A 12,262-nucleotide genomic window follows, 5' to 3' on the forward strand; every position below is an offset into this window, starting at 1 on the left:
GATTTACGCGGGAGCAGGCCGGTAACGGCGCTGAGCGACGGGAGGCGGAGGGGCTGTCCGCCGATATTCGTCGCGCGGCAGCAGCACGGTGATCAGGACGATGAACTGTGCAAGCTGGATATTCTTGGACGAGAAGCTCACCGAGCTCGCAGCGATCGTCAACATCAGCAGCAGCATCGCCCAGACGCCGCGGTCGGCGCGTCGGATGATCTCGGTGAAGAGGCAAGCGAGCCCAATCGTCAGCGCAACGGTGTGGATGACGCCGAACTGCGCGATGCAGGAGATCCAGAAATTCTCGATACCATAGTCGAGGCCGAGCTGGCTCTGCAGTGAAGTCACCCGGACCGGATTGGGGCCGAGCAGCAATTCTTGCCAGTCGAAATACGACAGCAGGTGAAAGGTGGCATAGCGTGCCAGCGTGCTGCCCTTGTCGGAGGAGAAGCGCAGCAGCATCTTGTCGAAGATGCCGAGATCGAGCGCGGCAAATCCGACTGCGCCCGCTGCGAACAGCAGGCAAATGGCAAGGATCGCGGCCGAGAGCGGGATGCGCTTGCCCCGCAGCATGTGGAGCATCTCGATCCCGACAAGCAGTCCCATCACGATCAGCACGGTCACCAGCGCGGTCCGGCCGCCGAACGCCATGAGCGAGGCCAGGCTGAAGGCGATCAGCGGCACTCGTATCAGAATCGGAGGGCAGAGCGCCGGCCGCAGCAGCAGCGCCAGCACATAGCCCGCGACCACGCCCGATGCCGTGAGGGGATGGCCGAGAAACGCCGAGGAGCGCCATTCGCCGAGGACGACGATGTCGCCCATTGTCAGCGGAATCAGGCGGTGACCTGAGAAATACTCATAATAGCCGACCACGATATTCACGAGAATCGTGACATGGATCGCCCAGGCGAGCGGCCGTCGTTGCGACGGTGAGAGCTGCCAGATCGCAAGACATAACACGACCGGCGTCAAGAACGTATCGAAGATCACCGTGAACGGCCGTTCCAGCACGAACATCTGCACCAGCAGGAACAGCCAGCAGAGCAGATAGAACAAGAGGAGCTTCGACTGCGAGAACATCCGGTCGATCTCGCCAATCGGCCCGCGGCTGCGTATCAGCAGCAGGAAAAAGGCGAGGAAGGTAAAGTACGTCGCTGGATGCAGCTTCTCGTAAAAATTGCCGCCCGCCGTCAGATAGTGGATCTTCACGGCGGTGAGCATGCCCGCCGAGAGCATGAACATGGCGACGACTGCGAGCGCAAGGAAGCCCGTCGCCAGCCACTCGACAAACGTGTCGAACGTCATCCCACGCGTCCGCGTTCCGGACGGTGCGTGCGACACCGCGCCGGGCAGGCTTAAAGGTTGGCTGGCAAAGCTGCGCGTGTTCACCGCGCCGCTCCGGGGCTGAGGCTCGCGGTTCCGTATGGTTTGAGATAGGCGGAACTGCGGTAGTAGTCGTAGAACTGCAGGCGACTGAGGTCGACGCGCGTGAGAACGGTGCCGAGAATGCGATCGGAGACCGGCGAGAGCAGGTCGATGGTGTGGGCCAGGACCTCACGCGGGGTCTGATCCCAGGCCAGCGCCAGGATGATGCGGTCCGCAAGCTCGGCCAGCGCCCGGCCGTCAACCAGCGGCACCAGCGGCGGCGAGTCGACGATGATCAATTCGTAGCGATGACGTAAGTGATCGAGCACATCGACGATGCGGTCGGAGAACATCAGTTCGGTGATGATCTCGGCCTGCTTGACCGCGGTCGACGGCAGCACGGACAGTCCGGTGCTTTCGTCGGTCAGGATCGCCTGGTCGATAGCCGCGCGTCCCAGGGCCACGTCCAACAATCCGATGTCGGCGCGCGGGCAGAGCGAGCGGGTGAGTTGCGGGTTGCGGAGATCGCCGTCGATCAGAAGCGTCCGGATACCCAACGTCGCCAGCGACTGCGCCAGATTGCCGGCAAGCGTGGTCTTGCCTTCGCTGTCCAGGGCGGAGGTGACGAGCACGACCCTGACCGGCTGCAGCCGCATCGTCCGTTGCAGCGCCAGGCGAACCGAGCGAATCGCTTCCGCGAAGAATGTGGCGGGCTCGTCGATCGCATAGCGCATCAAAGGCGGTTGCAAGGCGGCCGGCAACAGCTTGACCGTTCTCGGATCGTGATTTTCGAGTTCGCCCCGTCCGCGCCGCCGCGCCAATCCTGCAAGCTCCCTTGTGCCGATCAACGGCACCGCGGCGAGCGCCGGCACGCCCGATATCGACTCCGCCTGCTCCAGCGTCTTGATGCGGCCGTCGAGATAGTCGGCCCCGAAGGCGAGCACGGTTCCCAAGCCGAGGCCGAGCATCCCGGCAAGGCCCAGGATTAGCATGGTCTTCGGCGAGGAGGGACGGATCGGAACGCTGGCTTTGGTCACCACCCGCGAATCCGGCAATTCCAGGCTTTCCTGCGACGTCGCTTCCTTCGAGCGCGCCAGATAGGATTCATAGAGCGTGCGGTTGGCTTCGGCCTCGCGCTGCAACTCATGCAGCCGTACCTGGGCCTGGCTCGAAGTATTGGATACGTTCTGCAACTGCTCCAGGCTCTGGCTCAGCGAGTTTTCGCGGGAGAGCGCCACGTCGTAATCGTGCTTGGTGCTCTCGAGGATCCGCTTGATTTCCTCGTTGATCAGCCGCTGGGTGTCCTTGAGCTGCGCGCGCACATTGGTGACGAGCGGATGCCGCGCGCCGTATTTGCTGGAGAGATCGGCCTCGTTCTTGGCAATGTCGGCATATTGCGTGCGCAACTTCGTGATCATATCCGACGAAATCGCCGCATTGATTCCGCCGGGGTCGCCACCGGATTTGGCGATCTGCTGCACCTGGTCGTATTTGGCGCGCGCCTCCGCGGTCTGCACCCGCGCGGCGATCAGCTTGTTGTTGAGGTCGGTGATCTGCTGGTCGTTGACGGTCACGCCCTGCGACACCGTCAGATTGTTGGCGGATCGGAAATCCTCAACCGCCTTCTCGGAGGCGACGACCCTCGATTTGAGATCGTTGATCTGGCCGCCGAGCCAGTTAGCCGCGATGCGGGTCGCGTCATTCTTGGCGCGGACCTGATCCTCGAAATAGGCGTCCGCGACCGCGTTGGCGATAATAGCGGCTTTCGACGGCGATTCCGAGCTGACATTGATATCGACCAGGAAGGTCGTGCCTTGCCGAGTCACCTTCATGCGCTTCTGCAGGATTTCGATCGAACGCGCGCGCGCCGCGTCTTGCGGATCCGCCGCGCCTTCGGGCGCAGCCGAGGCGAACAGCCGCTTGACCGGATCGAGGAGGCCTGGTGTCGGGATGAATTCCGGATCTTGCGTCAGCTTCAGCCTGCGGACCACACGGTCCAGGATCGCGATCGACTGGATCAGCAATGACTGGCTTTCGATGGTTGCATCATCGGTGCCATAGTTCGAAAGCGCGGTCTGGCTGTTGGTCTCGACAGCGGCGGCTCGGCGTGGATCGACCAGCACGGTCGCGGTTGCCGTATATAAAGTCGTGGCCAGCAGGCAGTAGGTCAGCCCGAGTGCGACCAGCACGACAGCGGGCAGGATGGCAAGCTTGTAGCGGCGGCGCAGGATACGCGCCATCTCGCGCAGATCGACGGTCGGAGCCTGCCAGCGACTTGCGGCAGGTTCCGTCCTCTCTTCCGGAGGGCGAGGCAGGTGCTCAGAACTGCGTTGTAACATTCAATCCCACCAGGTGTTTGTCGTAGCTGAAAGTCGGAATGTTGCTTTCGCGCGACGTGAAGCGGTAGTAGACCGCGATCGCGGCGAAACGATTCAGCAAATATTTGACGCGGGCATCGGACGTGGTGACCTGATCCTTGCGCGGCTGCCCGAAGAAGCGGTCGATCTCATAGGCGCCGTAGAACGAAACGATGACGTTGCGACGGAACTCATAGTCCAGCCCGAACTGCACGGCGTTGGCGAGCACGCCGCTCGCACTCGTGACGGAAGTCTCCGTGACGATCTGCTCGGCGTTGAAGTGAACGTCGATCATCCGCGTCGGGCTCCAGGTCAGCCTGGCGTGATAGGTCGGGCCTGCGATCGTGCCGATAGTCGGATCGACGAACTGTTGCTGCACATAGCCGAAGCCGATTTCGCCGGTGATCAGGCGCGCCAGTCCGAGGGTGACGCCGGTGAGCGCACGATAGCCCTGGGAGCTCAGCGGCTGGAGAGGCTGGCCGCGGAGGTCGCGCACATTGCCCTCGGCGCTGCCGAACCAGCCAAGGGTCTCGGAAAACGCATAATCGATCCGGCTATGGAGCGAGTAGATCTGTCCGTCGCGGGCATCCTGGTTGATGGTCCTGCCGTCCTGCGAGACGGTCGAGCCGTAGTCGTAGGAATCGGTGCTGAATCCGACCGAGGTGGTCAGCCGGTTGAATTCCTTGCGCAGCGTCACATCGCCTGAGTACAGATTATAAGGTGTCGGCGCGATGGCGTTGGCGGGCGAACTCAGCGAACCAACCCCCTCATTGAGATGCGCGACCTGGAAGCTGCCCAGAAGCACCATGTCATGGGCAATGTCGAGCCAGCCATTGCCCTTCAGGCTGGCATTGGTCTGGTTGAGGCTGGAGTTCTGCTTATAGACCGTCTCCTGGGCATCGAGCTTGAGGTCAAGGCCGTGCCGTTCCCATAGCGTGTGGGCACGCAGCGACGGCTCGACCACGGCCGCGACGTCACTTCGGATGTCGGTATTCGACGCGAATACGTTGCTGTCGAAGAACCCGCCAGTGATCAGCGACGGATTGAACATCCATGAGCCCGAGCGAATGCCGACAGGCTCATAGCCAGGCTGTAGACGGCCTTTCACGGGCGTGTCCTCCGGCGGGATGGCTTCACGGGTGTCAGGATCGGTCAGCTTGGGTAACGGAGATGGCTCGAAGATCTGTTGCGCGTTCCATGGCGGCGCCACCTCCTCATTCGGCCAAGGGAGCACCTGCGCCTCCGCTGGCGATCCGAGTCCAAGCACAATCGCAGTCACCGGCGCGGGTAGGATCTTCAGTCCGCGGCGACCGAACGCGACGACCGAACGGGTCTGCGACCCACTCGTTCCAATCGCGTTCAACCAGCCAAATGCAGTCGTGCGTCCCATAATCCATCCCTTGCGGGAACTCTGGAGCGGTGAAGTTCTAAGGCCCGGCTGCCCGTGCTCACAAATTCACCGCGGACTGCGCATTGACATGGCAGCCCTTTGCACTTGTTACGCGCGCACTACGGAGCATTGCTGGTTTGATCAGAGAACATCTTCCCGCGCATTAACGTGCGTCGCGGGAAAAAGTTTTCTGCATTGCAAAATAATACTCATCGCAAATCGACGACACTATGGCAGCGCGCATGACGTAAATGTTTACGCGCGTGATTTGCGAACGAGATTGCTCCGTCGAACGAGCCACTCAGAAGTAGCGCTCGGGAACCCGGATGTTGTCGCCAGGAAACACCAGGATCGGTGCATCGAGCGCGTAGATCTCCTCCGCTGGACTGCCCGATCGGCGCAGATAGACCTTGCCCTCGTTGGCGCGATAGGTGAATCCGCCGGCACTGGCGACCGCATCCATCACCGTCAGACCAAGGCGGTACGGATACTCGCCGGCCTTCTTGACCTCGCCGAGGATGTAATAAGGTCTGTACGCGACGATCTCGACGTTCACCTTCGGATCACGCACGATGTCCTTCGATAGCGCGGATGTGATCGCGCGTTCCAACTGCTTGGTCGTCATGCCGGACGCCCTCATGCGTCCTGCAAGTGGAATCGAGACCTGACCGCTCGCGTCGATTTCATACTCTCCCGTGATGTCGGGCTCCCCATAGACCTTCACACGCACTCTGTCGTTCGGACCGAGCACGTAGGTCCCTGTCGAGAACGCATGCGAGCCGGTTTGCGTTTGAGCCGACGCGCAAGTTGCAAAACTTGCGATGCTCGCCAAAACAAACGCAAATAGAATATTGCGTGGCGCCGCGCGGGCGACACGGATTGATTGTTGCTGCATGACTGCATCCCCACGAAAGTCCGTCAGTAACGGCGCGGAGCATAAGTGAGGAAACAAGGCGAAAAAATGTGGGTAGTGGTTCCGCGACAGCTCCATGCGGTTCCATGATCGCGCAGCGTTAATGGCGCCATCGTCTGTCACAGGACCAGAATCGCTGTTCCTTCAATGGCGATGCAGGTCAGGGTCCCGCTTCTCCACGCGCCGGTGTCGATATTGATGCGGTTATGCCTGATGTCGGGATGGGGAACCGGGGTGTGGCCGTGCACGACATATTTGCCGTGATCTTCATCCGAACTGAGAAACTCCTGGCGGATCCAAAGTAGATCCTCCGGATGCTGCTGCTCGACCGGAACGCCGGGGCGCAGCCCGGCATGGGCAAAGAAGAAGTCACCACAGATAAAGCTGTCGCGCAGGCATTGCAGGAACAGGACATGCGTGCGCGGGAACACGTTGAGAAAGCGGCGCTGCAGGTTGACTTCGGAGACGGGCACGTCGCGCGGAAACACGCCATAGGAGGCGAGCGTCTGCATGCCGCCGAGCCGCCGCCACTGCGCGAACGCCGCCGGATCGTCAAGAAAGTGTTGCAACAGCTCTTCATGATTGCCACGCAGGCAAACCGCGTGATTCCTGACGAGGCGAACTGCCAACAGATCGAGCACGGTCTTGGAATCGGGGCCGCGGTCGATATAGTCGCCGAGATAGATCTCGAGCGCGTAGCGGATCGGCCGCCGGCTTATGTCGTCGTCGATACGCGCAATGGTCTCGGCGAGCAGGTCGGCGCGTCCGTGAATGTCGCCGACCGCGTAGATGCGCGTGTCTGCGGGAGCCGAAGGTGCAACGAACGCGGGATATGCAACTGGCGGCCGCATCATCGACTGCTTCGATCATGGAACCGTCATGAGGTCAATCGGCGGCGCCGCCGCAGCGGCACCTGTTCCCGTTTCCCTTGCCTGTATAAAGTCTAGAAGAAGATCATTCGGATGAGCAGAATGATCACGATCCAGGCAAGCATGTTCGTCAGGATGATGCGGTTCCTCAATTTACGCCCCGCAGGATCGAGTCGTTTTGGTTCAGGGCGATCCAAACGCGCCGCGATCATTGGCGCCTCCCTGGAAAATCTTTCCGAGACAAGCGGCTTCTTCGTTAAGGCCGTTTTCGGGTGTTGACGTCCCGCAATCATCGAGAAGACCATCAATTGAAATGATCGCGTCGGGGAGAGTACGAGTGGCGCTTTAGTATGCAGTGAAAGAAATCCTTCAAAAATGATCGCACAGATTAAGTGCTTGATATAGCCGTTGCGTGGCCATTTCTGAATCGAATCCGATTCGCGCGTGGTTCCAGGTTTGCGTTAATGCATGGCTGCATCGAAACACACGCAGCGCATTTCGCGTGCACTTCAACCTAAGCGCTTCCGAACAAAACGGATTCTTTGCATCGCACAAAGCTCACGATGCCGCGATGCAAAACCGCGCGCAACATTTTCGTTTTGCTGCCCCATTTCGCTCAAAGAGTTCGTAGAGTTATACCGCCGCGCGATCGAGACGCGTCTCTGCTACGCAGGAAAATTCGCAATTGCGAAGGTGCCCGCGAGACGGGCAGTGACGGTCTGCGTCGTCGCGCTTGTGACCTCTTTGGGTTCAACAGAGAGAGCGAGAGCAAATGGCCGCCATCGTCACAGCCAACTTCGACCAGGACAGTATCAGGTCGCTCCGCAACAAGCGGAGCACCATCTCGATGCGGCCGGTCGAATATGCCGGCAGCAATTCATATAGCCCCTATCGAGCAAAGCGCCCGCGCGGCGCGGTGCGGACTGAGCCGGGTTCTTCCATCTCAAAGCGCATCTTCGATATCGTGGTTGCAAGCGCAGCGCTGTTGTTCTTCGCGCCGCTCTTGATCGCGATCGCCATCGGCATCAAGCTGACGTCGCGAGGACCGGTGTTGTTTCACCAATACCGGTACGGCTATCGAAACCGGCGCTTCAAGATCTACAAGTTCCGCTCGATGCGGACCGACGCCGGCGACGTGCGCGGCGTCAAGCAGACCGTGCAGGGCGATTCCCGAGTCACCCCGATCGGCAGGATCCTGCGCAAGACGAGCCTCGATGAAATCCCGCAATTGATCAATGTCATCAAGGGCGACATGTCGCTGGTCGGCCCGCGCCCGCATGTCCCGGGCATGCTGGCCGCTGAGCTGCCTTATGAGGACCTCGTGCCGTATTACTTCCAGCGCCACAGCGCTCGGCCCGGGATCACCGGCCTTGCGCAGGTGAGCGGCTGCCGCGGAAGCACGGTTGAGGCCGGCCGCGCGATCTCGCGGATCGATTACGACCTCGACTACATCGAGCGCTGGTCCTTGCGCATGGACGTCATGATCATCGTGCGCACCGTCCGCCGCGAATTCCTGTCCGGCAGCGGCTTCTAGCCCGCCGACATCCAAGCATCACAACAAGGGGAGCGACAGAATGCTGCAGCCACGCGGCCGCATAGTCCCAGTTCTTTTGTCGGGCGGAACCGGCTCGCGGCTCTGGCCGCTGTCGCGCGAGAACCAGCCGAAGCAACTGCTCGCGCTGCTCGGCGAGAAGACCTTGCTGCAGCAGACGGCGAACCGTGTGACGGAGCCGTCGCTGTTTGCCGATCCGATGGTGATCGCCAATGCCGAGCATCGCTTTGCCATTGGCGAGCAACTGCGCGCGGCCGGCATCGCCAATCCGACCATGGTGCTGGAGCCGTTCGGACGAAATACGGCGCCGGCGGTCGCGATCGCGGCGCTTCTCGCCAGCGAGGTTGATCCCGGCGCGGTGATCCTGGTGACGCCGGTCGACCACTGGGTGCGCGATCACGCGGCGTTCCGCGCCGCGATCGCGAGCGGGCTACCGGCGGCGCGCCGTGGACAGTTTGTTCTGTTCGGCCTCAAGCCGACCGGGCCTGCGACCGGATATGGCTACATCCGCATGGGCGGCGGGATCGCCGATCTTCCCGAAATCCGCAAAGTCGCGGGCTTCGTCGAGAAGCCCGACGCCGTGACCGCGGAGCGCTTGCTGGCCGGCAATGATCATCTGTGGAACAGCGGAATCTTCCTGCTGCCCGCACGCGCCTTCATCGATGAACTGGCGCGGCACGAGCCCGCGATTCTGGATGCCTGCCGCGCGGCGCTGGCCGGCGCGACGCGCGATCTCGATTTCCTGCGATTGGAAGAAAAGGCATTCGAGTCCTGCCCGTCCATCTCGGTCGACTACGCGGTGATGGAAAAGGCCGACAAGGCCATGGTGGTTCCCGCCAGTTTTGACTGGAGCGACGTCGGAAGCTGGTCGGCACTGTGGACCATGGGCGAGAAGGACGCATCCGGCAATGTCGTGATCGGCGATGCGGTGGCCGAGGACAGCTCCGGCTGCTACGTGCGGGGAGACGGCCCGCTGGTTGCCGCCCTCGGCGTCGAGGATCTCGTCATCACCGCTTCGCCCGACGTGGTGCTGGTGACCAAACGCGAGCGCGCCCAGGATGTCGGCAAGCTGGTGGAGCGGTTGAAGGCCAATGGCCATCGCGCCGCGACGCAGACCCACAGCGTGCACCGTCCGTGGGGTTACTACACGTCGATCCATGCCGGCGACCGCTTCCAGGTCAAGCGCATCACTGTCAACCCGGGCGCCAAGCTGTCGCTGCAGAAACATTTTCACCGCGCCGAGCATTGGGTGGTGGTGAACGGCACCGCGATCGTCACGCGGGACGACGAGGAAGTGCTGCTCCGCGAGAACGAATCGATCTTCGTTCCGCTCGGCTGCATGCATCGCCTGGAAAATCCGGGCAAGGTTCCGCTCAACCTGATCGAGGTGCAGTCGGGCACGTATCTTGGGGAGGACGACATCGTCCGGGTGCAGGATATCTACCACCGGGTGTGACGTGGCGGCCGCAAGCCAATCCAGCGGGCGGCGTCTCGGAGTATCCTATCCGCATCAACACATAACGGAGGGAATGGACATGGGTGCCAAGCAGCAGGCCAAGGATCTCTTGAAGGATGCATTCCCATCGATCTGGCTGCAGTGGCACTTCATGCATCGTCCGAAATCGGCGGAGCGGGAACTTTCCTATCTCGACAAGATTATCCCGGACGATGCGGTCACGGTCGACATCGGCGCCAATTGCGGCCTCTACACGCGAAAGCTGGCGCGGCTTTCCCGCGAGGTCCACGCCTTCGAACCCTCGCACGACATGGCGCGCCTGCTGCGGCGGACATCTGCTTCAAACGTCAGCGTGCACGAGATCGCGCTGTCGGACCACGAAGGTGACGCCGAACTCTTCATTCCGCGCGGCGACACGGGTCTGGTCCACGGCCTTGCCTCGCTTGAGCGGCGTGTGATGGCGTCGGCCGATCCGATCGTCGCCGCCCATGTGCCGATGGCGCGACTGGATTCGGTGATGCATCAAGAGGTCGCCTTCGTGAAGATCGACGTGGAAGGGCACGAGCTCAACGTCCTCAACGGTGCCGTCGAACTCCTGGAGCGCTGCCAGCCGGTGTTCCTGGTGGAAGCGGAGGATCGTCATCGGCCGGCCGCGACGGAATCGGTGTTCGATTTCTTCCGGCAACGGTTCTACCGTGGTTTCTTCCTGAAGGAAGGCGATGTGGTCGACGTCGAAAAGTTCGATGTCGAGGAGCTGCAGGATGCGGCGGCGCTCGAGGCGGATGGTGGCCGCAAGGAAGGGCGGTTTTATATCAACAATTTCTTCTTCTTCCCGCAGCATCTCGATGGCGAGTCGATGCTGGTCAAATGATGACCGGTGCGGCCGCTGCGATCATTTTGGTCAGACAGGATAAGTCATGCATATCACGATGGTCGGCGCCGGTTATGTCGGACTGGTGTCGGGGGCGTGTTTCGCCGACTTCGGGCACTACGTCGTTTGCGTCGACAAGGATGAAAAGAAGATCGCAGCGCTGAACAAGGGCGAGATCCCGATCCACGAGCCCGGGCTTTCGGAGCTGGTGGCGAGAAACATCGCGCAGGGCCGGCTGGCCTTCGTGACCGACTTGAAGGGGGCGGTCAGCCGTTCCGAAGTCATCTTCATCGCGGTCGGCACCCCGTCCCGCCGCGGCGACGGCCACGCCGATCTTTCCCATGTCTACGCCGCGACGCGCGAAATCGCCGCGGCCTTGCCGGAGTCGGCAGTCGTGGTGACGAAGTCGACCGTCCCGGTCGGCACCGGAGACGAGGTCGAGCGCATCATCCGCGAGGAGAAAAAGGACGCGAAATTTGCCGTCGTCTCCAATCCCGAATTCCTGCGGGAAGGGGCCGCGATCCAGGATTTCAAGCATCCCGACCGCATCGTCATCGGCACGGAGGATGCCTTTGCGAGGGAGGTGATGGCCGAAGTCTATCGTCCGCTGCATCTCAACACCTCGCCGATCCTCTACACCAGCCGCCGCACCGCGGAGCTGACGAAATATGCCGCCAACTCATTCCTTGCGACCAAGATCACCTTCATCAACGAGATCGCCGATCTTGCCGAGAAGGTCGGCGCCAATGTCCAGGAGGTCGCCCGCGGCATCGGGCTCGACAACCGTATCGGCTCGAAATTCCTGCATGCCGGTCCGGGCTTCGGCGGCTCCTGCTTTCCCAAGGATACGCTGGCGCTGATCAAGACCGGCCAGGACCACGAGGCCCCGCTGCGGATCGTCGAGACGGTGGTGTCGGTGAACGACCAGCGCAAGCGCGCCATGGCGCGCAAGGTGGCGAATGCCTTCGGCGGCAACATCCGCGGCAAGACCATCGCCGTGCTCGGCGTCACTTTCAAGCCGAACACCGACGACATGCGCGATGCGCCGTCGATCCCGCTGATCACGGCGTTGCAGGATATGGGCGCGACGATCCGTGCCTTCGATCCGGTCGGGATGGAGCAGGCCAAGAAGGTGTTCGAGAACGTCACCTTCTGCCGCGACGCTTATGATTGCGCGCGAGGAAGCCATGCGATCGTGATCGTGACGGAATGGGAGCAGTTCCGCGCGCTCGACCTGAAGAAGATCGCAACGATCATGGCAACACCCGTGATCGTCGATCTCCGCAACATCTATTCGCCCGAGGATGTGACGCGGAACGGTTTTCATTACTGCGGCGTCGGCCGGCCGAAGCCGCTGGCGTATTAGCCGCTGGGGCGGCCTTATCGGCAGGCGCCCGCATCGTATGGCGTCATATAAAGGTGTAGCGCGCCGGCCTCCGTTGAGGCCGGCGTTTTGCTTCAGGCTGCGGGCGCGGCTCCCAACACTCCCCTCGGTCTT

Annotated in this window: 10 protein-coding genes; 4 read left to right on the top strand and 6 right to left on the bottom strand. The window is 61.7% G+C overall.

The genetic code is table 11. The annotated features are described in order from the left end of the window. Positions 1-3 precede the first annotated feature (3 nt). From AC5ZG5_RS33945 to AC5ZG5_RS33970, 6 genes are all read right to left on the bottom strand, one after another. The gene (locus tag AC5ZG5_RS33945; protein ID WP_456645329.1) at positions 4-1,296 is read right to left on the bottom strand and encodes a VpsF family polysaccharide biosynthesis protein; all 1,293 of its coding nucleotides are present in this window, start codon (positions 1,294-1,296) and stop codon (positions 4-6) included. Positions 1,297-1,376: 80 nt separating this feature from the next. After that, a complete protein-coding gene (locus AC5ZG5_RS33950) occupies positions 1,377-3,695 on the bottom strand; it encodes a polysaccharide biosynthesis tyrosine autokinase (RefSeq protein ID WP_456645330.1) in 2,319 nt (772 codons plus the stop codon). Then, positions 3,676-4,947, bottom strand: a complete 1,272-nt coding sequence (locus tag AC5ZG5_RS33955) for an outer membrane beta-barrel protein (RefSeq protein ID WP_245474877.1) — start codon at positions 4,945-4,947, stop codon at positions 3,676-3,678. Before AC5ZG5_RS33955 ends, AC5ZG5_RS33950 begins: the two co-directional genes overlap by 20 nt. A gap of 457 nt (positions 4,948-5,404) precedes the next feature. Then, positions 5,405-5,998: a polysaccharide biosynthesis/export family protein gene (locus AC5ZG5_RS33960; protein WP_130227818.1), complete on the bottom strand. Its 594-nt coding sequence runs from the start codon at positions 5,996-5,998 to the stop codon at positions 5,405-5,407. A gap of 137 nt (positions 5,999-6,135) precedes the next feature. After that, positions 6,136-6,870 (bottom strand): metallophosphoesterase family protein, encoded by a 735-nt coding sequence (locus tag AC5ZG5_RS33965; protein ID WP_456645331.1) that lies wholly within the window; start codon positions 6,868-6,870, stop codon positions 6,136-6,138. Positions 6,871-6,959: 89 nt separating this feature from the next. Further along, complete coding sequence (locus AC5ZG5_RS33970) at positions 6,960-7,097, bottom strand: hypothetical protein (RefSeq protein ID WP_155255278.1); 138 nt, start codon at positions 7,095-7,097, stop codon at positions 6,960-6,962. 560 nt (positions 7,098-7,657) lie between these two features. On the opposite strand from AC5ZG5_RS33970, the gene AC5ZG5_RS33975 reads away from it, so the two are divergent. From AC5ZG5_RS33975 to AC5ZG5_RS33990, 4 genes are all read left to right on the top strand, one after another. Continuing rightward, the gene (locus tag AC5ZG5_RS33975) at positions 7,658-8,419 is read left to right on the top strand and encodes a sugar transferase (protein WP_028165262.1); all 762 of its coding nucleotides are present in this window, start codon (positions 7,658-7,660) and stop codon (positions 8,417-8,419) included. Positions 8,420-8,459: 40 nt separating this feature from the next. After that, complete coding sequence (locus AC5ZG5_RS33980; protein ID WP_456645332.1) at positions 8,460-9,893, top strand: mannose-1-phosphate guanylyltransferase/mannose-6-phosphate isomerase; 1,434 nt, start codon at positions 8,460-8,462, stop codon at positions 9,891-9,893. A gap of 79 nt (positions 9,894-9,972) precedes the next feature. Further along, on the top strand, positions 9,973-10,764 hold the full coding sequence (locus AC5ZG5_RS33985; RefSeq protein ID WP_456645333.1) for an FkbM family methyltransferase: 792 nt from the start codon (positions 9,973-9,975) through the stop codon (positions 10,762-10,764). Positions 10,765-10,810: 46 nt separating this feature from the next. Continuing rightward, positions 10,811-12,130: a UDP-glucose dehydrogenase family protein gene (locus AC5ZG5_RS33990; protein WP_456645334.1), complete on the top strand. Its 1,320-nt coding sequence runs from the start codon at positions 10,811-10,813 to the stop codon at positions 12,128-12,130. The last annotated feature ends 132 nt before the right edge of the window (positions 12,131-12,262 follow it).

The sequence above is a fragment of the Bradyrhizobium sp. Ses1 genome (assembly GCF_059512365.1).